Source organism: Flavobacterium sp. CAN_S2 (assembly GCF_015752255.1).
Taxonomy (GTDB): Bacteria; Bacteroidota; Bacteroidia; order Flavobacteriales; family Flavobacteriaceae; genus Flavobacterium.
In genome coordinates this window covers 397,005-423,342 of record NZ_JADOVA010000001.1, presented here as the reverse complement: position 1 = coordinate 423,342, position 26,338 = coordinate 397,005, and the positions used below count along the sequence as shown (strand labels likewise).

19 protein-coding genes are annotated in these 26,338 nt (G+C 34.4%); 14 read left to right on the top strand and 5 right to left on the bottom strand.

Annotated elements, in window-relative coordinates:
* The first annotated feature begins 11 nt into the window (after positions 1-11).
* From IWX80_RS01905 to IWX80_RS01895, 3 genes are read left to right on the top strand one after another with little or no spacing between them, the layout of a single operon-like run.
* Positions 12-836, top strand: coding sequence for a glycosyltransferase family 2 protein (locus IWX80_RS01905; RefSeq protein ID WP_196851945.1), 825 nt, complete (start codon positions 12-14; stop codon positions 834-836).
* A complete protein-coding gene (locus IWX80_RS01900) occupies positions 833-1,240 on the top strand; it encodes a sugar 3,4-ketoisomerase (protein ID WP_196851944.1) in 408 nt (135 codons plus the stop codon). The genes IWX80_RS01905 and IWX80_RS01900 overlap by 4 nt, the downstream gene beginning before the upstream one ends.
* Entirely contained in the window at positions 1,237-2,328 is a 1,092-nt protein-coding gene (locus tag IWX80_RS01895) for a glycosyltransferase family 4 protein (RefSeq protein ID WP_196851943.1), read from the top strand. Before IWX80_RS01900 ends, IWX80_RS01895 begins: the two co-directional genes overlap by 4 nt.
* On the opposite strand, the gene IWX80_RS01890 is transcribed toward IWX80_RS01895, so the two are convergent.
* Both IWX80_RS01890 and IWX80_RS01885 read right to left on the bottom strand, forming a co-directional pair.
* On the bottom strand, positions 2,329-3,216 hold the full coding sequence (locus tag IWX80_RS01890) for a glycosyltransferase family 2 protein (protein ID WP_196851942.1): 888 nt from the start codon (positions 3,214-3,216) through the stop codon (positions 2,329-2,331).
* Positions 3,216-3,902, bottom strand: coding sequence for a cell division ATP-binding protein FtsE (locus IWX80_RS01885; RefSeq protein ID WP_113633550.1), 687 nt, complete (start codon positions 3,900-3,902; stop codon positions 3,216-3,218). Before IWX80_RS01885 ends, IWX80_RS01890 begins: the two co-directional genes overlap by 1 nt.
* A gap of 246 nt (positions 3,903-4,148) precedes the next feature.
* Here IWX80_RS01885 and IWX80_RS01880 point away from each other — a divergent pair, with 246 nt between their 5' ends.
* The 11 genes from IWX80_RS01880 to IWX80_RS01830 all read left to right on the top strand — a co-directional run bounded on the left by IWX80_RS01880 (position 4,149) and on the right by IWX80_RS01830 (position 23,410).
* Positions 4,149-7,163 (top strand): tetratricopeptide repeat protein, encoded by a 3,015-nt coding sequence (locus tag IWX80_RS01880; protein ID WP_196851941.1) that lies wholly within the window; start codon positions 4,149-4,151, stop codon positions 7,161-7,163.
* Between the two features lie 79 nt (positions 7,164-7,242).
* Entirely contained in the window at positions 7,243-8,106 is an 864-nt protein-coding gene (locus IWX80_RS01875) for a PhzF family phenazine biosynthesis protein (RefSeq protein WP_196851940.1), read from the top strand.
* A gap of 45 nt (positions 8,107-8,151) precedes the next feature.
* A complete protein-coding gene (locus IWX80_RS01870) occupies positions 8,152-9,960 on the top strand; it encodes a TonB-dependent receptor (RefSeq protein WP_196851939.1) in 1,809 nt (602 codons plus the stop codon).
* A gap of 181 nt (positions 9,961-10,141) precedes the next feature.
* Positions 10,142-10,591 (top strand): hypothetical protein, encoded by a 450-nt coding sequence (locus tag IWX80_RS01865; RefSeq protein WP_196851938.1) that lies wholly within the window; start codon positions 10,142-10,144, stop codon positions 10,589-10,591.
* 222 nt (positions 10,592-10,813) lie between these two features.
* Positions 10,814-12,490 (top strand): asparagine synthase B, encoded by a 1,677-nt coding sequence (gene asnB, locus IWX80_RS01860; protein ID WP_196851937.1) that lies wholly within the window; start codon positions 10,814-10,816, stop codon positions 12,488-12,490.
* Between the two features lie 170 nt (positions 12,491-12,660).
* Entirely contained in the window at positions 12,661-14,286 is a 1,626-nt protein-coding gene (locus tag IWX80_RS01855) for an amidohydrolase (protein WP_196851936.1), read from the top strand.
* A gap of 437 nt (positions 14,287-14,723) precedes the next feature.
* Entirely contained in the window at positions 14,724-16,340 is a 1,617-nt protein-coding gene (gene asnB, locus IWX80_RS01850; protein WP_196851935.1) for an asparagine synthase B, read from the top strand.
* 183 nt (positions 16,341-16,523) lie between these two features.
* Positions 16,524-18,467, top strand: a complete 1,944-nt coding sequence (gene gyrB, locus IWX80_RS01845) for a DNA topoisomerase (ATP-hydrolyzing) subunit B (protein WP_196851934.1) — start codon at positions 16,524-16,526, stop codon at positions 18,465-18,467.
* Between the two features lie 61 nt (positions 18,468-18,528).
* On the top strand, positions 18,529-19,464 hold the full coding sequence (gene mdh, locus IWX80_RS01840) for a malate dehydrogenase (protein WP_073353918.1): 936 nt from the start codon (positions 18,529-18,531) through the stop codon (positions 19,462-19,464).
* Between the two features lie 224 nt (positions 19,465-19,688).
* Positions 19,689-22,661 (top strand): protein translocase subunit SecDF, encoded by a 2,973-nt coding sequence (secDF, locus tag IWX80_RS01835; RefSeq protein ID WP_196851933.1) that lies wholly within the window; start codon positions 19,689-19,691, stop codon positions 22,659-22,661.
* A gap of 134 nt (positions 22,662-22,795) precedes the next feature.
* Positions 22,796-23,410, top strand: a complete 615-nt coding sequence (locus IWX80_RS01830; RefSeq protein WP_196851932.1) for an acyloxyacyl hydrolase — start codon at positions 22,796-22,798, stop codon at positions 23,408-23,410.
* A gap of 57 nt (positions 23,411-23,467) precedes the next feature.
* Here IWX80_RS01830 and lgt read toward each other — a convergent pair whose 3' ends face one another.
* The 3 genes from lgt to cysS form a co-directional block, all read right to left on the bottom strand.
* The gene (lgt, locus tag IWX80_RS01825) at positions 23,468-24,394 is read right to left on the bottom strand and encodes a prolipoprotein diacylglyceryl transferase (protein WP_196851931.1); all 927 of its coding nucleotides are present in this window, start codon (positions 24,392-24,394) and stop codon (positions 23,468-23,470) included.
* A 63-nt stretch (positions 24,395-24,457) separates the two neighbouring features.
* Positions 24,458-24,706, bottom strand: a complete 249-nt coding sequence (yidD, locus tag IWX80_RS01820; RefSeq protein ID WP_196851930.1) for a membrane protein insertion efficiency factor YidD — start codon at positions 24,704-24,706, stop codon at positions 24,458-24,460.
* A 59-nt stretch (positions 24,707-24,765) separates the two neighbouring features.
* A complete protein-coding gene (gene cysS / locus IWX80_RS01815; RefSeq protein WP_196851929.1) occupies positions 24,766-26,244 on the bottom strand; it encodes a cysteine--tRNA ligase in 1,479 nt (492 codons plus the stop codon).
* Between the last annotated feature and the right edge of the window lie 94 nt (positions 26,245-26,338).

Here is a 26,338-nt window from a genome sequence, read left to right as displayed (position 1 = left end):
ATAATAACAAATTGACAAAAGAATTTAAAAAAGGAGATCTGGAAATAGTACTGGCTACGATGAATAGAGATTCTTTGGATTTTTTGATTCCCATGTTTCCGTTCTGTCATTTTTCCGAATTTCCGATTTTAATTGTCAATCAAACGACTGAAAATAAGCTGTTGGTTTCAGATTTTCCTTCTGTCAGAATTGTTAATTCATTTGAAAAAGGATTGTCAAAAAGTAGGAATTTAGGTTTGCAAAAGGCGCATGGAAAAATTATTTTGCTGGCCGATGACGATGAGGTTTTCAAGGAAGATTTTGAAAGTACTATTCTGGAAGCCCACAACAATTATCCTGAAGCAACCAGCATTTGTTTAGCAATAGAAGATTCCAAAGGTTTTTTGTTCAAAAAATATCCTGAGAAACCAAAATTGCAACTGAATAATCTGGATATTTTTAGTGTTTTATCAATTGAAATAAGTTTAAGAACAAAGTCACTTCATCAATTCAACACTAAATTCGATACTGATTTTGGTCTTGGAAGTTCCTTTTCGATGGGAGAAGAAGCTATTTTTTTGTCTGATTTAAAAAAACAGCAACAAAATATAATCATCGTACCAACGGTTATCGCAAGACATCCGGAGGTTTCAACAGATGATAAATTGAATTTTGAACAACGCTATTATATTCAGGGCGCATTTTTGACCAGAGTTGCCAATAATCATTATCAAAAACTAATTTTTTTAAAACTTTTTTTTGATCTAAAGCATAATAGAATACAAATAAATCAAGTTTACACAGCACTAAAAAGTGCGAACAGAGGAAAATCAGCTTATTTACAAATCAATAAATGAAAACAACCATTATAGGCGTACAACTCTTAAAAGTTCCCGTTGTTGAAGATACTAGAGGGAATTTAGCATTCATTCAAAAGGATTTTTTACCATTTGAATTCAAGCGCGTATATTATCTTTTTGATGTGCCAAGCAGTGCTTACAGAGGCGGACATTCTCACATTGTTCAGCAAGAGCTTTTGATCGCTTTAAGCGGCAGTTTTGAGGTTGTTGTTCAAGATGGTTTAGTCAAAAAATCATTTATCCTGAATAAGCCAAACATGGGTTTGCTGATTCCAACAGGGATTTGGAGAGAATTGCAAAATTTTTCCTCCGGAGCAGTTTGCTTAGTTTTGGCTTCGGATGTTTTTGAAGAAGCCGATTATATTCGGGATTTTGATGCATTTTTGGAATCAAAAAAATGAGACTTCTTTATATAGTTCCCAACATAAATAGCGAAGGCGGTGTAGCGAGAGTGCTTTCGGTGAAAACGAATTATTGGATAGAAAAATCAGGATATGAAGTCCATATTTTAACTCAAAATGAAGGTTTTTTTCCTTTATTTTATTCTTTTAATTCTAATATTATTTATCACGATTTGCTATTGAAAGGTAACTTTTTACAGTTTTTTAATTCTTTTGCAAAAGGTTTAAAAAATAAAATTAAAAATATACAACCTGATATTATTATTGTTGGTGATAATGGTTTAAAGGCATATTTAATTCCTTTTATTTTAAAGACAAATACACCAATTATTTTTGAGTGTCACGGTTCCAAATATCTTGAGGAAAATCAACCATCAAAATATTTTTTTTCGACAAAAATTAAAGCATTTTTCAAAGGGTTTTTCGCCAATAGTTTTACCCAATACGTGGCGTTGTCTCAGGCGAGTTTACAAGAATGGAATGTGAAAAACGGAGCTGTAATTCCAAATCCACTTTGGTTTGAACCAACAACCTTTTCTGATTTAAAAGCTAAAAAAGTGATTGCGGTTGGCCGTAATTCTTATGAAAAAGGATTGGACAGAATGTTGCAAATTTGGCAAAAAGTCATTCAAAAATATCCAGATTGGACTCTTGAAATTTACGGGAAATCCAATCAAAATCAAGAATTGCAAAAACTTTCCAAAACTTTAAATATTGATACTAATGTTGCTTTTTTTGACCCTGTAAAAAATATTAATGACAAATATCGAGAAGCCTCAATACTGGTGATGACTTCTAGAACCGAGGGATTCGGAATGGTACTTATTGAAGCAATGGCTATGAGTTTGCCTTGTGTTGCTTACGATTGTCCGTGCGGTCCAAGAGCTATTATTCAAAATAATGAAAACGGATTTCTCATTGAAAACGGTAATATAGATTCTTTTGTTCAACAAATTGAATTTCTTATTGAAGATGAAAATTTAAGAATAAAAATGGGGAAAAAGGCTCAAGAAAGTATCAAAATTTATGATTTAGAATGCATCATGGATCAGTGGAAATCCCTTTTCGAAAATCTTGTAACGAAATAATTATCGGGATGCGATACTGCAATAATAGCCCAATTTGTACATGTCAAATAGGAATAAAGATGGGTTTTTAGAAAGTAAGTTGTGTTCTAAATTCCGTTCGGTTTTTTTGAATATAGTAGAAATAAATGAAGTCAAATACAATTGTTTCAATACGTTATAAACCTTCAAAATCTTGCTTTCGGAATTGTATATAGAATTGTTTTCTGAAATTGATTTTAGATTTTCTAAAGCGATTTTTGTCTTCGCTAAAAACTGTTCGGAAGTTTCTAATCCCAAGTGATACGTAGGATTATCGATGTGTTTTACTAAAATCCCCTTTTTTTTCAAATCAGATAAAAAGACTAAATCTTCGTAGCCGTATTTAGTGATTGAATCGTTAAATTTATTGGAGATAAAAACCTTTTTTTGGATTATAATATTTGATGTCAGTGCGCTGCCGTTAGGATTGGTATTTCGCTTTTCAACAGAAATTGATTCTCGCGCGTTGCCATAAAACCATCGCAACAATTGGTCGTTTGAAGGTTTTTCTTTTTGGTATTTGATTCCGCCAAAAACAACTTTTTCAGCTTCGTTTATTTGGGAAATATATTTTTGGATGTAATTATTCTGCGTTGGAAAAGTATCACAATCCATAATTAGGAGCCATTCATATTTAGATTTTTCGGCTAAAAAGTTGATGTTTTTTCCTCGTCCTACATTTAAATTGTTTATTGAAAAATTACAATTTTCCAAACTGTTAATTTTTTCGTTTTCAATTTTAAATAAATTTGAAGCGTCATCTTGGCACAAAATTTCAAACTGTATGTTTATTTCCAAACATTGTTTTTGCAACTCCGAAATCAGCGGATAAACACTGTAATTATAAACCGGAATTAGTATCGAAAGCATTACGCGTTTCGCTGCTGAATCACTTCAAAAATTTTAGAATCTTCACATTTCAATGTTTTCGAAGGGAATTTCATTAGCAATGCATAATCGTGTGTCGCCATAATGATGGTTTTGCCGTTCGCATTGATTTTCTTCAATACTTCCAGTACTTCGGCGCTGGTTTGTGGATCTAAGTTTCCTGTAGGTTCATCAGCAAGTATTAATTCCGGATCGTTAAGCAAAGCTCTGGCGATGGCCACACGTTGTTGTTCTCCTCCGGAAAGTTGATGCGGCATTTTTTTGCCAAAATCTCTCATTCCTACTTTTGCTAAAACTTCGTCAATTTTATTTTGCATTTCTGCGTTGTCCGTCCAGCCAGTTGCTTTCAGTACAAACAACATATTGTCATTTACAGTACGGTCCGGAAGTAATTTGAAATCTTGGAAAACGATTCCAATTTTTCGTCTTAAAAACGGAATGTCATCTTCTTTTAAAGTTGCCAAGTCAAAGTCTACGATGTTTCCTTCTCCTTCTGTCAGAGGTAAATCAGCATATAAAGTCTTCATTAAGCTACTTTTTCCGGAGCCTGTTTTTCCAATGATGTAAAGGAATTCACCATGATTTACTTCCAAGTTTACCTCTGTTAGAATAGATTTTGCTTCTTGATAAATCGTTACATTTTTTAAAGACAGGACGGATTGTGACATAATTTGCGTTTGTTTATTGGGTAAAAGTAATAAGATAACGGTTCTATTCAAAATAAATTCTGTTGTATTACGGAGAATTTCAATATTTTTAAAAATAATGGAAAGTGTTGATGTTTGATTTGGCTTTTATTATAGAAAAGATGGTTAAATTCTAAAGCGTAATAAAATTATTCATAATAAAAGCCAATTGTGATTCGTTATAGAGGACAGAATATAATACATTTGAATTTTTAAAATAAAATCACAATGCGTAAACTTTCCTGGGGCTATTTCTTCTCATTTTTTCTTATTACTGCTGCGATTTCAGCACAGAAATCGACCATCTATACTCACGATTCCAAAGATTTCAATAAAGCGGTTTCATTGTTTAAAGATGAACAATATGCATCGGCACAACTTATTTTCAATAAAGTAAAGGAAACTGCCGCAACTGAAGAATTGAAATCAGATTGTGCCTATTATGCTGCGAATTGCGCCATTAGAACCAATCAATCCAATGCGGATGAATTAATGGAAAAATTTGTTTCGGATTATCCTACGAGCGTAAAACAAAATCAGGCATACATTGAAGTAGCACATTTTCATTTTAATCAAGGGAATTATCCGCAAGCATTACAATGGTTTGATAAAGTGGACGAAAGCAGTTTAAACAGAAAGGATCAAGATAAATTCAATTTCCAAAAAGGCTACAGTTTTTTTAATGCCAAAAACAAAAAAGAGGCTACAGTTTATTTGAATAAAGTGGTAAACTCAGCTGAATATGGTTCGCAAGCTAAATATTATTTAGGTTTTATGGCGTATGAAGGCGACGATTACAAACAGGCAACAAAGTATTTTGATGAAGTTTCAGGGGAAGAAAAGTACAAAGAAAAGCTTTCGTATTATCAGGCGGATATGAATTTTAAACTTGGGAATTTCCAAAAAGCGATTGATTTAGGACAGAAAGCAATGGCTAAATCAACTCCTTTGGAAAAATCAGAACTGAATAAAATCATTGGCGAAAGCTACTTCAATTTGAAACAGTACGATAAAGCAATTCCATTTTTAGTTGCTTACAAAGGAAAAAAAGGGAAATGGAATAATACGGATTTTTACCAATTGGGATATGCGTATTACAAGCAAAAAGACTACGAAAACGCAATTTCTCAGTTCAATAAAATCATTGGTGGAAAAGATTTCGTAGCGCAAAATGCCTATTATCATTTGGGAGAAAGTTATCTTAATACCGATAAAAAACAACAAGCTTTGAATGCTTTCAAAAATGCTTCTGAAATGAGTTTTGATGCTGCAATTCAAGAAGATGCCAGTTTAAATTATGCCAAATTAAGTTATGAATTAGGTAATTCGTATCAAAGTGTTCCAGCTGTTTTACAAGCTTTTTTGAAAAAATATCCAGATAATGCAAGCCGTTCTGAAGTTGAAAAATTACTGATAGATTCTTATATTTCTTCAAAAAACTATAAAGAAGCCTTAGTTTTATTGGAAAAAAATAAATCTCCAGAAAATAAATTAGCCTATCAAAAAGTGCTTTTTTATAGAGGTTTAGAATTATATACGGATGGAAATTATTCGGAATCCTTGAAGATGTTCACAAAATCACTAAGCGAACAAAAAGATCCTGTTTTCACTGCTCGTGCTATGTTCTGGCAAGGAGAAACAGAATATGTTTTGAATGATTTTAAAAATGCGGTAACAAGTTTCAAGCAATTTGTTAGTGCCAACCAAGCTCCTAAAACACCGGAATTTAAAAACAGTAATTACAATATTGCATACGCTTATTTCAAATTGAAAGAATACGATCAAGCAGGTAATTATTTCCAAAACCAAATTGAAAAAGCGCCTAGTGATAAAGTACGTTTGAATGATTCGTATTTGCGTTTAGCGGATTGTCGTTTTGTGACTTCAAAATACGGTACGGCAATGGAGGCCTACACGAAAGTAATCGAATCTAAAAGTGTTGATGCGGATTATGCCTATTTCCAAAAAGCTATTTCCTATGGATTTTTAGCTAAAAACGATAAGAAAATTGAAGAGCTAAACGCTTTTTTACAATTGTATCCAAAATCAGAATACAGAGACGATGCACTTTTTGAACTGGCAAATACATACGTTGCGGAGAATAAAAATGACCTAGCCGTAAAAACGTATGACCGATTGAATACGGAATTCAAAAAAGGTTCTTTCACTTCCAGAGCTATTTTGCGTCAGGGATTGGTTTATTATAACACGGACAAAGATGATCAGGCATTGTTGAAATTTAAAAAAGTAGCAGCGGATTTCCCTCGAACTCCGGAGGCTTTAGAAGCGGTTGCGACTGCTCGATTGATTTATGTGGACAATGGCAGAGTGGATGAATATGCAACTTGGGTTCGTACTTTGGATTTTGTTGCCGTAACGGATGCAGAATTGGATAATGACACCTATGAAGCTGCTGAAAAGCAATTTCAACAAAATAATGTAAAACAGGCAATAGCAGGATTTAGTGGTTATGTAAGCCAATTTCCTCGTGGGATTCACGCTCTGAAAGCTAATTATTACCTAGCTCAATTGTATTTTTCTGAAGGATTAGAGAGCAAATCGATTCCTAATTACGAATACGTAATTGCACAATCCAGAAGCGAATTCACAGAACAATCATTGTCTCGATTGGCTCAAATTTTCCTTAAAAACAAAGAAGATCAAAAAGCAATTCTAATTTTGACCCGTTTAGAAAACGAAGCAGATACTTCACAGAATAAAACATTTGCACAATCTAATTTGATGAAATTGTATTACGATAAGAAAGATTATCCAAATTCAGGTATGTATGCCGAGAAGGTTTTGATGAATCCAAAAACGGATGATAATGTAAAAAGTGATGCGCAAATCATAATTGCACGTGCGGCAATTGAAACCGGTGATGAAGCGAAAGCGAAAGTTGCCTACGCAAAATTAATGACGATTGCCAAAGGAGAATTAGCAGCCGAAGCCTTGTATTATGACGCTTATTTTAAAAATAAAGACGAAAAATTTGAAGCCTCTAATACTGCAGTTCAAAAATTAGCGAAGAATTATTCCGGATATAAATATTTTGGAGCCAAAGGATTAGTGGTAATGGCTAAAAACTTTTACGGACTAAAAGACAGTTATCAGGCAACCTATATTTTAGAAAATGTAATTCAGAATTTCACTGATTTTCCGGATGTCGTTTCAGATGCACAAACAGAATTGAACGCTATTAAAGCTGAAGAATCTAAAACAAATTCATCGATTACAAAATAAAATTCAAGGATTAAAAGTTGGAAAACAACTTAGATCAAGCGTAAATTTTTAAATAATCGAAAGTCAAAAAACAAATTGAATGAGTCTATCTTTTTATATCGTTGATGTTTTTGCAGAGAAAAAATATGCTGGGAACCAACTCGCAGTTTTCTCAGGTGCCGATGCTTTAACTGACAAACAGATGCAAGAAATTGCGCGAGAAATAAACTTTGCGGAAAGCACTTTTATAACCAAGCTAAATGCTGAAAATAATTCGGCAACAATTAGAATTTTTACTCCGGAGCACGAAATGAAGTTTGCCGGTCATCCAATTATTGGGACTTCGTGGGTTTTGATGAATAAGATTTTTAAACATCAACCGGAAAAGATTACACTATCGGTGCCTATAGGTGAAATTCCGGTGCATCAATCGGGAGATTTGGTTTGGCTGCAGGCTGCTCAACCGGAATTTCTGGATACTTTTTCGGCAGAAGATTTTTTGAACTTCAGCAATTTAAGCCGTGCTGATTTTGATGATGCATTTCCCATTCAGGAAGTAACCACAGGAAGCGCGTTTGTAATTGTTCCTGTCAAAAATAAAAAAATTTTAGAGAATTTGATTTTGGATAAAACTAAAATGAACGAATGGTTGCAGGCAAACTGTAAAACAAGTCATAGAGCGTTGTATTTCTTTTGTTTAGAAGACACGAAATTAAGCAGTAGAATGCTTTGTATAGAAAACAATCAACTTATTGAAGATGCAGCAACGGGAAGTGCAAGCACTTGTTTGCAGGCTTTTCTGTTAAAATATAATGTGCAAGAAATTCAAATAATCAATCATCAGGGAGAATTTATAAACAGACCTTCTCAAATTTATTTTGACGGAAAATTAGAGAATAATCATTTTGATATAAATATTGGCGGAAAAACGCAATTCATTGCAAAAGGCGAGTGGGAAGTTTAAAAATAAGATTAGAAGCATTAGAAATAAGAAGTAAAAAAATAAAACATGACATTTAAACAATTAAACATACAATCATTCACAAATAAGGTAACAACGATATCCGGTCCATTCTCTTCAGGGCGCGTTGGAGTTGGGATTTTGTTTCTTTTACTCTCACAATTTTCGTTTGCACAAAAGAAAGAGCAAATTGGAACCGAAACGGTAAATGTTGTAAAACCGTATACGCCAAAAATTTCTGATGCTTTCAAAGTCAAAGAAATTCCAGAACTGGATGAAGAAGGCAATGCCAAAAAAGAAATCATTAAATATTCCATTTTTTCTTTTCCTGTAGCGTCAACATTTACACCATCTAAAGGAAAAGCAGAAGGAGTGGAGAAGGAAAAACAAGCACATTTGTTTAAAAATTACGCGACTTTTGGAGTTGGGAATTACGGACGCTTTATTGGCGAGTTATTCGTGAATCACGATTTAAATAATACGGATTATGTAGGTGGAATGTTTCGCCATCATTCGTCAGAAGGCGGAATCAAAAATGTAGCATTAGAAAATCGGTTTTATGATACTTCTTTAGACTTAATGTATGGTTCCAATCAAAAAGACGTGTCTTGGAATTTGGATTTAGGATATCAAAACCAAATTTATAATTGGTACGGATTGCCGTCGGAATTTGGCAGTACTTTGTCAGCACAGGATCAAGTGATATTGATTAATGGAATTGATCCGCAGCAAACGTATAGAACGATATCGCTGGGCGGAAATGTAGCTTTTAATGAAAGTGTTTTAAATAAAACAAGTCTTAAATACAGTCATTTTTCAGATGCTTCAGGATCTTCAGAAAATCGATTCTATGCAAAACCAACCATTGAATTTGACGTGATGGAAAGTGCAGTGAAAACGGATTTAACGGTAGATTATGTCGGAGGAAGTTTCGATAATAATTATTTAAATACAAATATTGAAGCCATCAAATACGGATTTACAAATTTTGGAATCTCACCAAGTTTTGTAATGCAGGAGGAAGATTGGACATTGAATATTGGTGCTGCTGTTTTTTACAGTATGGATAATCAAAACAGCAATAATTCCTTTTATGTGTATCCAAAATTCAATGCTTCGTATAAAGTTGTTGGCGATTTGATGATTTTCTATGCGGGTGCCGAAGGAAATTTAAAACAAAATTCATATCAGGATTTTGTAGACGAAAATCCGTTTTTATCTCCGACTTTGAGCATAACTCCAACAGATCAGCAGTATGATGTTTTTGCCGGATTAAAAGGGAAATTGACAAATAATGTGAGTTATAATGTGAAAGCTTCGTATGTGAATGAAAGAAATAAAGCCTTGTTTAGAAGCAATGACTATAATGAAAATACAGGTAATGAAGATTATGCTTTTGGAAATTCCTTTCAAATGGTGTACGATGATATGAAAACATTAAGTTTTTATGGAGAACTTAAAGCTGATTTTTCTGAGGATGTAACTTTTGGAATCAACGGAACATTCAGCAGTTTCACTAATGATTTTCAGCAAGAAGCATGGAATATGCCAGCAATAAAAATAAATTCAAATCTTGATTTCAATATAACAGAGAAATGGTTTGCTGGTGCAAATGTGTTTTATGTAGGCGAGCGAAAAGATTTTCAGATGAATACGGCCTTTGCGGCTAATGCTGCTCCTGTGACTTTGAAATCCTATTTTGATGTCAATGCAAATGTAGGCTACAAATACAGTGACCGATTGACGGCTTTCGTCAGAGCTAATAATATCACTAATAATGCCTATCAAAAATGGTTGAATTATCCAGTTCAAGGTTTTCAGGTGATTTTAGGAGCAAACTATAAATTTGATTTTTAATTTTTACTTAACCACAAAGTTCACAAAGAAAGCACAAAGATCACAGAAAATATAATTAAAAATTGTAAGTCAACCTTTTGTTCTCTTTGTGATTAAACTTTTTCTAAATACAGAAAATATACTAAAAAAACTTCGTGAACATTGTGCTTTCTTTGTGAACTTTGTGGTTAAACTTTAGATTATGACTTTCAAACAAAAAATACATACCCATTATTTACAATTAGTTCAGGATCGAATCGATGTTTTCAAAGACATGATTGTGGCGCTTACGGAGGATTCTAAGAACGATGCCAAAGGTTCTGCCGGAGACAAACATGAAACCGCTTTATCAATGATGCACATTGAGCAGGAAAAACTCAATCGTAAATTGAGAGAACTATTGGATCAAAAAACAGTTTTGGATAAAATTGACGCTACTACAATTGCTGAAACGATTATTGTAGGGAGCTTGGTAAAAGCGAACGGAATCTATTTGTATCTGAGTGTGGCGCTTCCTAAGATCAATGTCGAGGGAATCAATATTATTGCATTATCACCACAATCGCCTTTGGGAAATAAACTTATGGGAAATCAAGAAGGTTTTACTTTTGAGATTAACGGTACGAAGTATTTGGTGGAGACTATTGAATAAAAATCCCTAATAATCTGTGATGGTTGCATCCGTCTCATCTGTGTCGCATTTTACAATTCTCAACTTCGATTCCTTTTTTATTCTCTTTTAATTACATTTTAAACATAAATGCTATTTTTTGGTTATAATTTATAACTGAAAACAGCATTTGTGTTTTTCAATTAGAACTATAACTCCATCTTTGCCTTATCAAAATAAACAAAACATTTAAAATATATAGTTATGTGTGGAATAGTATGTGCCTTTGACCTAAAACAAAAAGCGGAAGTTTTAAGACCGCAAGTATTAGAAATGTCTAAAATTATCCGTCATCGTGGACCGGACTGGAGTGGAATTTTTAGTAATGAAAAAGCAATTTTGTCTCACGAACGTTTGGCAATTGTTGATCCGGCTTCAGGGAAACAACCGTTGTTCAGTGAAGATAAACAACTTGTTTTAGCTGCAAATGGTGAAATCTATAACCACAGAGAATTGCGTAAACAATTTGAAGGAAAATACAACTTCCAAACAGAAAGTGACTGCGAAGTAATTCTAGCACTTTACAAAGAAAAAGGGCCTCATTTTATAGATGAAATGAACGGAATTTTTGGATTTGCTATTTATGATGTAGAAAAAGACGAATATTTTGTTGCTCGTGATCACATGGGAATTATTCCATTATACATAGGTTGGGATGAACACGGAACTTTTTATGTGGCTTCGGAATTGAAAGCATTAGAAGGCTATTGTACAAAAATCCAATTGTTTCCTCCAGGACATTATATGACCAGCAAAGACGGCGAATTTGTACAATGGTATAAAAGAGAATGGGTTGATTATGATGCCGTAAAAGACAACGTAACCAGCATTGACGAAATTAAAGTCGCTTTAGAAGCAGCGGTTCACAGACAATTGATGAGTGACGTGCCTTATGGAGTATTACTTTCTGGAGGATTAGATTCTTCTATTACTTCGGCTGTAGCCAAAAAATATGCACAAAAACGTATTGAATCTGGAGATGTTGCTGATGCTTGGTACCCACAATTGCACTCTTTCTCAGTAGGATTGGAAGGTTCTCCGGATTTAGCAGCGGCTCAAATTGTGGCGGATCATATAGGAACGATTCACCACGAAATTAAATTCACTATCCAAGAAGGTTTGGATGCGGTTAAGGACGTAATATATAACTTAGAAACGTATGATGTGACTACGATTAGAGCATCAACGCCTATGTGGTTAATGGCGAGAGTTATCAAATCAATGGGTATCAAAATGGTATTGTCGGGTGAAGGAGCAGATGAACTTTTTGGAGGATATTTGTATTTCCACAAAGCGCCAAACGCAAGAGAATTTCATGAAGAAAACGTACGTAAATTAGGTAAATTGCACATGTATGACTGTTTGCGTGCCAACAAAAGTTTAGCAGCGTGGGGAATTGAAGGTCGTGTACCGTTTTTAGACAAAGAATTTATGGATGTGGCGATGCGAGTTAATCCACAAGATAAAATGATCAATGCAGAACATCCAATGGAAAAATGGGTCGTTCGTAAAGCTTTTGAAGATATGTTGCCGCCAAGCGTAGCTTGGAGACAAAAAGAGCAATTTAGTGATGGTGTAGGATACGGTTGGATTGATACATTGAAAGAAGTCGTAGCGGTTGAAATTTCGGATGAACAATTAGCAAATGCTAAATACAAGTTCCCTCTGCAAACGCCAACTTCAAAAGAGGAATATTATTATCGTTCTATTTTTCATGAGCATTTTCCGAGCGATGCAGCAGCTTTATGTGTTCCGCAAGAAGCAAGCGTTGCGTGTAGTACAAAAATTGCCTTGGAATGGGATGAAGCATTCAAGAACATGAATGATCCATCCGGAAGAGCAGTAGCTAGTGTGCATGATGATGCATATGACAAAGCATAAATACAATTAATTAAGATTTTACAAATACACAAACGCTCTCCTTTTCGAGAGCGTTTTTTTTATGGAAATGATAGAAACAATCGAGTTAAGAATTTAATTTCCTTTTAATTCTGTTTGTTTAAAATAATTCGGTACAGTTTTTTTATATTAGCATAACTAAAATGTTTATTATGAGATCTATTACTTTATTTCTTGCTTTGTTTTTGTTGGTTTCCTGTGATCAAAAAAGTAAAGTTACCGTTGATACTATTATTACCGATGCTACTATTTACTCGGTAGATAACTCTTTTGGAACGGCTTCGGCTATGGCAATTGATAAGGGGAAAATTGTGGCTATTGGCACAAGTGGCGAAATTTCAAAAAAATATGAATCCAAGAATACAATAGATGCGAAAGGAAAATTCATTTATCCGGGATTAATTGACGCGCATTGCCATTTCTACAGCTATGGTTTAAGTTTGCAAGAAGCTGATTTACGCGGTACCAAAAGTATGGACGAAATAATAACTCGTTTAAAGGCTTTTCAAAAAGATAAAAATCCAACGTTTATTGTGGGTAATGGTTGGGATCAAAACGATTGGAAAGTAAAAAAGTATCCTACAAAAACCGATTTAGACGCCGCATTTCCTGATATTCCTGTTGTATTGAATAGAGTTGACGGGCATGCAATTATCGTTAATAGTAAAGCGTTGAAATTAGCAGGAATCACGAAAGATACGAAAGCAGATGGTGGTCAAATTGAAATTGCAAACGGGGAACCAACTGGGATTTTAGTAGATAATCCGATGGAATTAGTGTTTAAGATAATTCCAAAACCAACGCGTAAAATACAAATTGCCGCTTTATTGGATGCTGAAAAAGTGATGTTTGATTATGGATTGACAACCGTAAATGATGCAGGATTAGATCCAGACATTATTCATTTGATGGATAGTTTGCAAAAAGCAAAAGTGATGAAGCTTAATGTGTATGCAATGATTACCGCAAATCAGAAAAATATTGATTTATATCTAAAAAAAGGAATTTACAAAACGGATAATCTAAATGTAAGATCCTTTAAAATGTACGGTGATGGCGCTTTAGGTTCTCGTGGTGCTTGTATGCACAAACCGTATTCTGACAAGCCGGGCCAATATGGTGCTTTGTTGGCGCCAATTTCAGGGTTAAACGATGTTGCAAAACAAATTGCGGCTTCAAAATTTCAGTTGAATACGCATGCTATTGGGGATTCCGCAAATACAGTGATTTTGAAAATTTACGGAGATGTTTTGGCTGGAACCAAAGACAGAAGATGGAAAATAGAGCACGCACAAGTTTTGCGTGAACAAGATTTTGATTATTTTAAATTTGGAATTATTCCTTCAGTTCAACCTACGCACGCTACATCCGATATGTATTGGGCTGAAGACAGATTGGGGAAAGAAAGGCTTAAAAATGCCTATGCTTATAAAAAATTACTTCAAAAAGCAGGAATGGTAGCTCTTGGAACTGATTTCCCTGTGGAGGAAGTGAATCCTATGCTGACTTTTCATGCTGCCGTTGCGAGAAAAGACAGTAAGGAATATCCAAAAGGTGGTTTCCAAATGGAAAATGCGTTGACCAGAGCCGAAACTTTAAGAGGAATGACCATTTGGGCTGCTTTTTCTAATTTCGAAGAAAAAGAAAAAGGAAGTCTGGAAGTAGGGAAATGGGCTGATTTTGTAATGTACGACCAGGATTTAATGAAAGTGGAAGAAAATAAAATAGTGAAAATGAAACCTACCAACACCTATTTAAAAGGGAAGAAAGTAAAATAATTGAATTGTCAGCCTTTTATAATTTACGATTAATTCTTCAAATAACAGCATTTTGTATAATACATTGTTAAAACAGATGAGTCATATAAGTTTTTAATTTGAATAAAATCAAACTAAAAGTTCATTTAAGTAAGTGACATAGCCTTGCAAAAAACTTTTTTAACTTATTTTTCCTTTTAATCACGATTTAAGAAACTGACTTTTTTAGACTTACATGACTTATATGTTTAAAATTAATGCTGTTTATTTTATAATGTAGCAATAATTTTCAGTTGTAATAGAATATTTTAATTATTGGTATTTGAATTACATTTTTAAGATAAAATTCATTTTTTTGTTTTAAATAGTAACTAAATAAACTGATTATGTTTTGTATTTGTAACTCCTATTGCATATTTGTCGAGTTAGAATTGGATAAAAAATAAAAATACAGCGTTATGTGCGGAATATTAGCAATTATCGGAAGAGGAAAAGAGGAGCAATTGTTTGGAGAACTTTCAAAAAGAATGACGCATCGTGGCCCGGATGAAAGCGATTTGCATGTTACTGAAAAAGGGCATATTCTAAGTCATGAAAGGCTATCGATAATCGATTTGCATTCCGGGAAACAACCGATACAAGGTACAAAAACCGCCTATATGGTTCATAATGGCGAAATATACAATCATCAGGAATTAAGAGATGGTTTTTTGAAAGATCATACTTTTAGAACAAAATCAGATTCAGAGGTTATTGTGCATTTGTACGAGGAGTTTGGATACGATTTTTGCAATATGCTGGACGGAGACTGGGCTTTTGTGGTGGTGGATGGTGATGATTTTATTGCCGGTAGAGACCCAATGGGAGTGAAGCCTTTGTATTATGGTTTGGACGAAAGGGGGCGAATCTATTTCTCCTCCGAAATGAAACCTATCGCAGATCAATGTAAAACATTTTCTACTTTTCCTCCGGGACATTATTATACGGCAAAAACAGGTTTTGTAAAATATTACAAACCGGAATATGAAGATTATTTAAAAGCCGACCAAGAATTAGATTTGGAATTAATCAGAGAAACCTTGACCGAAGCGACTCGTAAAAGATTAATGAGCGATGTGCCTATTGGTGTGTTGCTTTCTGGAGGATTAGACTCTTCGTTGACTTCAGCAATTGCTTCGCGATTATTGGCAGAAAGCGGCAAAAAATTACAATCATTTTCAATTGGTTTGAACGCTGATGCGCCAGATGCTGCGGCAGCCAGAAAAGTTGCTGAGTATTTAGGCACAGAGCATCATGAAATTCACTTTACTGTCGAAGAAGGAATTGAAATTTTAGAGAAACTAATTTGGCATTTAGAAACGTATGACGTGACTTCGGTACGAGCAAGTACACCAATGTATTTCTTGTCGAAAGCGATTACGGATTTGGGTGTAAAAGTGGTGCTTTCAGGTGAAGGAGCTGATGAAATTTTTGGTGGATATTTGTATTTTAGAAATGCGCCTTCGGCAGAGGATTTTCAAAAGGAAACCATTGAAAGAGTACAGAAATTATTTACGGCTGATTTGTTAAGAGCGGATAAATCAACGATGGCGCATGGTTTAGAGACTAGAGTTCCGTTTTTGGATAAAGCGTTCTTAGATGTGTCAATTCGCATCAAAGCAGAAGAAAAGATGCCTAAAACGTATGATGGAAAAGAAAAATACATTCTAAGAAAAGCGTTTGATACTCCGGATAATCCCTATCTTCCAGAAGAAGTTTTATGGAGACAAAAAGAACAGTTTTCGGATGGAGTAGGATACAATTGGATCGATCAATTGATTGAATATTGTGCAACGCAAGTTACGGACGAGCAATTAGCCGGAGCTGCAGCCGAATTTCCTTATAACTCACCAACCACTAAAGAAGCCTACTTTTATAGGTCAATATTTAATAAATATTATCCGCAAATAAGTGCCGCGCAAACAGTTAGGAAATGGATTCCAAAATGGCAAGAAAACCTAGATCCAAGCGGAAGAGCCAATGCAGCTCACGTTCGGGCAGATATTGGAATTGCCAAAACAGGAGTTGTGGTTTGAAACAAAAATTTGAATTTTTTATAAATGAAGAACGCTCTCAATTTCGAGAGCTTTTTTTTTGTAATTATATGAACAAATGTTAATAACTTAAGGGCTTAAAAAGGGATTTTAACGGTTATCTAATTTGCGTTTTTATATATTTGCGTGTTATACAAAAATTACATTTTTTACAATAAAATATATATGAGCGAAGAAATCAAGAAGGACAGTTATTCAGCAGATAGTATTCAGGCATTAGAAGGAATGGAGCACGTAAGAATGCGTCCTTCGATGTATATTGGAGATGTGGGTGTTCGAGGACTACATCATTTAGTGTATGAGGTTGTAGATAACTCTATCGATGAGGCAATGGGAGGCCATTGTGATACCATAATAGTTGATATTAATGAAGATGGATCCGTTTCGGTTGAGGATAATGGACGTGGTATTCCGGTAGGTATTCATAAAAAAGAAGGTGTTTCTGCATTGGAGGTTGTAATGACTAAAATTGGTGCCGGAGGAAAGTTTGATAAAGATTCCTATAAAGTTTCCGGAGGACTTCACGGTGTTGGGGTTTCTGTTGTAAATGCATTGTCAAACCATTTGAGAGCTACCGTTCACAGTAGTGATGGTAAAATATACGAACAAGAATACGAAAAAGGAAAAGCTTTATATCCAGTTAAACAAATTGGTGAAACGACAAAAAGAGGAACAATCGTTACTTTTTATCCGGATCCAAGCATATTTACGCAAACAATAGAGTATTCGTATGATACTTTATCCGCTCGTATGCGTGAATTGTCGTTTCTAAATAAAGGAATCACGATCACTTTTACAGATAAAAGAGAAAAGGATAAAGATGGGAATTTTGTTTCGGAAGTATTTCATTCTGATGAAGGTTTAAAAGAATACATCCGTTACTTAGATGGAAACCGTGAGCCAATTATTGCACACGTAATTTCTATGGATCATGAAAAAGGAGAAATTCCGGTTGAGGTTGCGTTAATTTATAACACAAGTTACACGGAAAATATTTTTTCTTACGTAAACAATATCAATACACATGAAGGAGGAACGCACTTGCAAGGGTTCAGAACCGGTCTTACAAGATCGTTAAAGAAATATGCAGATGCTTCGGGAATGTTAGACAAACTGAAATTTGACATTTCAGGAGACGATTTCCGTGAAGGATTGACGGCTATTATTTCGGTGAAAGTTCAGGAACCACAATTTGAAGGACAAACGAAAACCAAACTTGGTAACAGAGAAGTTGTTTCTCCGGTAAGTCAAGCGGTGAGCGAAATGATTGAAAATTATTTGGAAGAAAATCCAAATGATGCCCGTATCATTGTTCAAAAAGTAATTCTTGCAGCGCAAGCGCGTCATGCAGCCAAAAAAGCGCGTGAAATGGTACAGCGCAAAACCGTGATGGGTGGCGGTGGATTGCCAGGAAAATTATCAGATTGTTCAGAGCAAGATCCGGCAAAATGTGAAGTATACCTTGTCGAGGGAGATTCTGCAGGTGGAACTGCAAAACAAGGTCGTGATCGTGCGTTTCAAGCTATTTTGCCTTTACGTGGTAAGATTTTGAACGTAGAAAAAGCAATGCATCACAAGGTTTTTGAAAATGAAGAGATCAGAAATATATTTACTGCTCTAGGAGTTACAATAGGAACTGCTGAAGATAGTAAAGCCTTAAATATTGAAAAATTACGCTATCATAAAGTAATTATTATGTGTGATGCCGATGTCGATGGTAGTCACATTTCTACTTTAATCTTAACGTTCTTCTTCCGTTTTATGAAAGAATTAATCGAAGAAGGTCACGTGTATATTGCAGCACCACCTTTATATTTAGTTAAAAAAGGAAATAAGAAAGAATATGCTTGGAATGACGTTCAACGTGATCAAGCGAATGAAAGAATGGGCGGAAGCGCAGGAATTCAGCGTTATAAAGGTCTTGGAGAGATGAATGCGGAGCAGTTATGGGAAACTACAATGGATCCAAATTTCAGAACTTTGCGTCAGGTAACTATTGACAGTTTGGCGGAAGCCGATAGAGTTTTCTCTATGTTAATGGGTGACGAAGTACCGCCAAGAAGAGAATTTATTGAGAAAAATGCAGTTTACGCAAATATTGACGCTTAGTAAATGGTCTATTAAATAATTAACCACAAAGATTAACAAATAACCGAATAAACTTTAAAATATGAAAGTTACCATTGTAGGAGCAGGAAATGTAGGAGCGACGTGTGCGGATGTGATTTCTTATAGAGGAATTGCGAGCGAAGTTGTGTTATTGGATATTAGAGAAGGTTTTGCTGAAGGTAAGGCATTAGATATTATGCAATGCGCTACTAATACAGGTTTTAATACCAAAGTATCAGGCGTTACCAATGATTATTCTAAAACAGCAGGAAGTGATGTAGTTGTAATTACGTCAGGAATTCCAAGAAAACCAGGAATGACGCGTGAAGAATTAATAGGAATCAATGCAGGAATCGTGAAAACGGTTGCTGAAAATGTATTGAAACATTCACCGGATACTATTATTGTGGTGGTTTCTAATCCTATGGATACGATGACATATTTGGCATTGAAATCTACGGGATTACCAAAAAACAGAATTATAGGGATGGGTGGAGCATTAGACAGTTCTCGTTTTAGAACATATTTGTCTTTAGCTTTGGACAAACCGGCTAATGATATTTCAGCAATGGTTATTGGTGGGCATGGTGATACAACTATGATTCCATTGACAAGATTAGCTTCTTATAATGGAATACCAGTTTCTCAATTTTTATCGGAAGAAGAATTGCAGAAAGTAGCTGCAGATACTATGGTTGGTGGAGCTACACTTACAGGACTTCTTGGAACATCGGCTTGGTATGCTCCTGGAGCTTCTGTTGCTTTCTTAGTAGACAGTATTTTGAATGACCAAAAGAAAATGATAGCATGTTCTGTTTTTGTTGAAGGAGAATATGGTCAAAATGATATCTGTATTGGTGTTCCATGTATTATTGGTAAAAATGGAGTAGAAGAAATTCTTGACATTAAACTGAATGATGCTGAAAAAGCCTTATTTGCTAAAAGTGCAGATGCTGTCAGACAAATGAATGACGCTTTAAAATCGATTTTAGTATAAAAATTTACATATAAAAAGATAAGACTGCATCATTGCAGTCTTTTTCTTGAGATTAATCAATAAATAAATTGGTTAATCTTAACGTTAATTATATATTTGCTCGGTTTAAAAAAAATGAGGTAACTCGGTATATTCTTTTTTTAATATAAGAATATATGTAAAGTGTTATTCTATAGGGTTTAAAGCAAAAATAAATAAATAAAAATAATTAATTTTTAGTAATAATGCAGAATAAAGGACTTATTAAATTTTTCGCAATTCTATTTGCATTGGTAAGTATTTACCAACTTTCTTTCACTTTTGTCGCAAGTAAAGTAAAAAACGATGCAAAATCTTTTGCTAATGGAAATGCTGACAAAGAAGTAAAATATTTAGATTCTATTGGTAAAGAGAAAGTATTTAATCTTGGTTTTACCGATTTTACGTTCAACGAAGTTAGTGACAAACAAATCAACAAAGGTCTTGACTTAGAAGGTGGTATCAATGTTATACTTCAAATATCTGTAAAAGACATTTTAAAAGGATTATCTAATAATTCTAAAAACCCAGTATTCAATAAGTCATTGGCTGATGCTTCTGCAGATTTACAAGGTAATAAATCATATTTAGACAAATTTTTTGATGCTTTTGAAGCAAATTCAAAAGGAACTGTAAAATTAGCATCTCCTGATATTTTTGCAAACAGAAGTTTGCAAGGTGAAGGTGGAGTAGATTTTCAAATGACAGATGCGCAGGTAAAAAAGGTTATCTCTAGAAAAGTAGATGAGTCTGTAGAAAGTGCTTTTGGCGTTTTAAGAAAACGTATCGATCAATTTGGTGTAACGCAACCTAACATTCAAAAGCTAGGAAATTCAGGTCAAATTCTTGTTGAACTTCCTGGAGCAAAAGATGTGGATCGTGCTAAAAAATTATTATCAAGTACAGCTCAATTACAGTTTTGGGAAACCTATAAAATTGAAGAAATTGGAAACTTTTTAATGGCTGCTAACGAGTCATTGAAAAAAACTGAAATTAAAACTACTGAAGTAAAACCAGTTGTAAAAGATTCTTTAAGTGCATTACTAACAGATACTAAAGATTCAACTACAGCTAAAAAGGGAGAAAATCCTTTATTTGATAAAATCATTGGTCAAGGTGGAGGTCCAGTTTTAGGACTTTTCTCTCCAAAAGATACTGCAGTTATCAACGGTTATTTGAAAAGAGCTGACATCAGAATTTTATTGTCAGGTGAACAACGTTATGCAAAATTTGTTTGGGGAATTCCAACTACAATTAAAGATGCTAAAGCTAAAGATATCGAAGTTTTAGAATTATATGCATTAAAAGGAAACAGAGACAACGTACCTGCAATGAGTGGTGGCGTAGTTACTGATGCAAGTGATACATTCGATCAAACTGGTAAACCGGCTGTTTCTATGCAAATGAACGGTCAAGGTGCTAAAGCTTGGGAAGAATTAACCGGTAGAGCATATACTCAAAAAAGTAATATTGCTATCGTTCTTGATGATATAGTTTATTCTGCACCGGGAGTTTCTACTGGCCCAATTTCAGGTGGTAGATCTGAAATTTCTGGAGCTTTTGATGTTACACAAACTAAAGATTTAGCAAATGTTTTAAGAGCAGGTAAATTGCCAGCTGCTGCTGATATCGTTCAGTCAGAAGTGGTAGGACCATCCTTAGGTCAGGAAGCGATTGATAACGGAACTAACTCTGCTTTGATCGGATTACTTTTAGTATCACTTTGGATGATGATTTATTACGGAAGAGCGGGCTGGTATGCAAATGTTGCATTGGCGGTTAACTTACTTTTCTTGTTCGGAATTTTAGCAAGTCTTGGAGCAGTTCTTACATTGCCGGGTATTGCAGGTATTGTGCTTACAATGGGTACTGCAGTGGATGCGAATATCATTATCTATGAAAGAGCAAAAGAAGAATTACGTGCTGGTAAAACTCTGGAAGAAGCGGTTAAAACTTCCTACAGCTGGAGAGGTGCGATGTCATCTATCACGGATGCTAACGTAACGCATATTTTAACAGGAGCTGTATTGTTTATTTTTGGTTCAGGACCAATTAAAGGTTTTGCTACAACATTATTGATTGGTATCGTAACGTCATTATTTACTTCAATCTTTATTGCACGAATCTTTATTGATTTGAATATCGCTAAAAAGAATAATTTGACGTTTGTTACAAGTTTCTCTAAGAATATGTTTAACAACTTTCATTTTGATTTCTTAGGAGTGAAAAAATGGACTTATTTATTCTCTAGTATAGTTGTTATTATAAGCGTAATTTCGTTGGCAACAAATGGTTTAGATCAAGGTGTTGATTTTGTAGGAGGAAGAACATTCCAAGTACGTTTCGAAAAACCAATTGAAACGGAAGCGGTAAAAGCAGAATTAGCTAAAGTTTTTGACGGTAGTGCAGAAGTAAAAGTTTTTGGTAGTACTGACCAATTAAAAATAACAACTAAATACAAAGTTGAAGAGCCAGGAATTAAAGCGGATGAAGAAGTGAATAAGTTGTTGTTTGGCGCTTTAAAGCAACATTTTACTGCCGATATGACTTATGAAAAATTTGTAAATGCATATGACGGTAAAAAATTAGGTATTTTACAAGCCTCAAAAGTGGGTCCAACTGTAGCGGAAGACATTAAGACTAATGCATATTGGGCTGTTCTTGGAGCAATGGCTATTGTGTTTTTATACTTAATGATCAGTTACAGAAAATGGCAATATAGTTTAGGTGCGATTGCAGCAATTGCGCATGATGTTATTTTTGTGTTGGGTATTTACTCTTTGTGCTACAAATTTATGCCTTTTGGAATGGAAATCGATCAGCACTTTATCGCTGCGATTCTAACCGTTATTGGGTATTCTATGAATGATACTGTTATTGTATTTGACAGGGTTCGTGAGTATTTAGCCGGAAAAACTAAAGGTACTTTTGCTGAAATTGTAAACCAATCTATTAATACAACAATGTCAAGAACAATTAATACATCATTGACAATGATTGTTGTTTTATTAATCATGTTTGTTTTTGGTGGAGAATCTATCAGAGGATTTATATTTGCTATGTTGGTAGGTATCATCGTAGGAACATATTCTTCACTGTTTATTGCAACTCCGGTTTTGGTGGATACCATCTCGAAAGCAGATAAAAACAAAGTAGAAAAAGCTCATTTAGAAGAGTAAATCTTTTCAATATATTTTAAAAAGAGATTCAACGAAAGTTGAATCTCTTTTTTTTTGACTGTAATCCAATGTGAGTTTTTATTTGTAATTTAACAGTTGGTAATAAAGAATTGTGGAGTTTTAAATCTAAATCTATGTATAAGAAAGTACTTCTTTTTGTAGTTGCTATTTTTGGTTCAATTCCATTCTATGCGCAAGACAAGCACAGTAAATTTGAATTTGGTTTTGCATACGGATTTGGAAATGAATTTAAGAATAGAAATTACACCTATACTAATGAGTATTTCAAGGTGCAACTTTTTTATAAAATAAAATCAACAAGGAACTTTAGCTATGAGTTTTTACTTCAACCTGAACTTAATTTCGGCACACATCAATTAACAAATTTGTATTTTATTGAACCTGATGATCCGGATTATTTGGCTAAACGGGAGCGATTTACAAAGCTTAAGAATATTAGAGACTATGTACTAAATATTGGTTTTCTGATGAGGAAACCGGTCCTTAAATCATGCAGTGTCTACGTTTTTGGGAGTGTTGGTCCAATGATTACCGATACCGAAACCGAACGTTTATCCAAAGGTTTTGCCTTCTCAGATGTTTTAGCTTTAGGGTTTACTTTCAAATATAATAAAGTAACTTTTGATGTAAGACCAAATATTCGTCATGTATCAAATGCAGGATTGCAAAAAACTAATTCGGGTTACAACACTAAAAATATTGACTTTGGGGTTTCAATCCCGCTATAAAAAAAGCGTTACCTACTGGATGTAGATAACGCTTTTTGTATAAGTGCTTATTTTGTTTTAATTAGTTAGTTCTTTGTCGGCTGTGAAAATAAAATACAATCCTATCAGAATAAACGGAATACTTAGCCATTGACCGGTTGAAAACAGGCCTAAAGCGCTTTCAAATCCTCCTTGACTTTCCTTAACAGATTCTACGATAAAACGAACCGTAAACAGAAGAACAAGGAATGAACCAAAAATAAAACCGGTATATTTTCTTTTTTCTGTTTTCCAATACATGAAAAACAAAATAGCAAAAACGAAAATATAGCTAAATGCTTCATACAATTGCGTAGGATGTCTTAAGGGAACTTGCTCCAATAAAGCGGCAAATTTAGGATCTGTTGCAATGGCCGTATAAGCATCTTTAGGATTCGCAATTTGAGTTGCATTTACAGCATCCATCGGGCTAAAATGATCTTTTATGAATTTTATTCCAAAGCGAGAAGTTGTTTCATGACCAATAATTTCCGAATTGAAAAAATTACCTAATCTCACGAAAATTGCGCCGCTTGCTACAGGAATAACAACACGGTCTAAAATCCATAATTGTGGTCTTTTCAACACGTTTTTACTGTAAAAATACATGGCAATAATAATCGAAATTGCAGCGCCATGACTTGCTAAACCTTGATATCCTGTGAATTCAAAACTTGGACTGAATCTAAACGGTAAAATGATTTCCAATAAATGATTGCGGTAATATTCCCAATCGTAAAAGAATACGTGACCTAAACGAGCACCAATTAAGGTGGCTAATACAGTCCAGATAAACAAAGAATCCAATTTCTCTATCGATTCACCTTCTCTTTCGAAAATGTTTTTCATGATGTACCAGCCTAATCCAAAAGCAATTACAAACATTAAGCTGTAATATCGAATGATAAAAAAGCCTAAATCAATTCCTTCTGATGGATTCCAAACGATGTTTAAAGCGTGTATCATATATTGTGTATTTTTTATTTGTCGTAAAAATAGAGATTAAAAGTAAAATTCGTACTAAAAAATCTAATCTTTATGAGTGCATGTTTTCTTTGGAACAGGATCATAGCCTGTTCTTCCCCAAGGATGACAACTCAAAATGCGTTTTACTCCCAAAAATCCTCCATAAAACAAACCGTGAATTTGTAATGCTTGGATCATATAGGAAGAGCAAGTCGGTTCAAATCGGCAAGCGGAAGGTGTAAATGGAGAAATTGCAACTTGATAAAAGCGAACTAATAGTACAAAAGGAAATATGAGGATTTTAGAAATCATATTTTATTAGTTTCTATTTGAAATTTTGCGCTAATCATTAAAAACGGATTACTTAACACTTAAATGCTAAATGTTGTTCCTTCTTTGCCATCTTTTAACTGAATTCCTAAAGCAATCAGTTGGTCTCTAATTTGATCAGACAAGGCAAAATTCTTATTATCTCTGGCCTGTTTTCTCATTTCGATAAGCATATTTACCGTTCCTTCTAATTTATCGTTATTGCTGTCCGAAACTTTTTCATCTTCCAATCCTAAAACATCAAAAACAAAAGCATGCATTGCTTTTGCAAAATTGTTTAAGTCTTCGGTATTCAAAGTTTCTTTTCCATCCTTTAATAAATTGATAAAACGTACGCCTTCAAACAACTGCGCAATTAAAATTGGCGTGTTAAAATCGTCATTCATCGCATCATAGCAGGATTGTTTCCATCCAGAAATATCAATCGTGCTTTTTGTGTCAGCAGTGATTTCTTTTAATGAATTCATCGCTTCCATTAGTCGTTTGTATCCTTTTTCAGCTGCAACAATAGCGTCGTCAGAAAAATCAAGAATACTTCTGTAATGTGCTTGTAACATGAAAAATCGTGCAACTGATGCGGAGAAAGCTTTACTCAAAATCGTATTCTCTCCAGTCAATATTTCTCTTGGCAAAATATTATTTCCGGTAGATTTCGCCATTTTTTTACCGTTCAAAGTAAGCATATTGGCATGTAACCAATAATTAACTGGAGTTTGACCGGTACAAGCTTCGTTTTGAGCAATTTCGCACTCATGATGCGGAAATTTTAAATCCATTCCACCACCGTGAATGTCAAAATGATTCCCTAAATATTTAGTGCTCATTGCAGTACATTCTAAGTGCCATCCTGGGAATCCATCGCTCCAAGGCGAAGGCCAACGCATAATATGTTGGGCTTCCGCTTTTTTCCAAAGTGCAAAATCTTGTGGATTTCTTTTGTCACTTTGTCCGTCAAGATCACGGGTGTTGGCAAGCATGTCCTCAATATTACGGCCGCTTAATCGTCCGTAATGATTGGTTTCATTAAATTTTACCACATCAAAATAAACCGATCCATTGGCTTCATAACCAATTCCTTTTTCAATGATAGTCTTTATAATTTCAATTTGTTCAATAATATGACCCGTCGCCGTTGGTTCAATACTTGGTGGCAAAAAGTTAAATTCATTCAAAATATCATGAAAATCAACAGTGTAACGCTGTACAACTTCCATCGGCTCCAGCTGCTCCAAACGTGCTTTTTTTGCAATTTTATCTTCACCTTCATCCACATCATCCACAATATGACCTACATCCGTAATGTTTCTAACATAGCGCACTTTGTAATCCAAATGTAAAAAATACCTGAAAATTACGTCAAAAGACATAAAAGTACGCACGTTTCCAAGATGCACATTGCTGTAAACCGTTGGTCCACACACATACATCCCAACATTTCCTTCATGAATGGGTGTAAATATTTCTTTTTCTCCCGAAAGAGAATTGTATATTTTTAGATTTTGGCTACTATATAATGGCATTTTTTATTTTTTAGGAGCTTATTCCTGCTGTACGCTTAATCTTTTTATGACAAAAAAAGCCATAAAAAGGATACCGCTTCCATCAGGGCTAGGG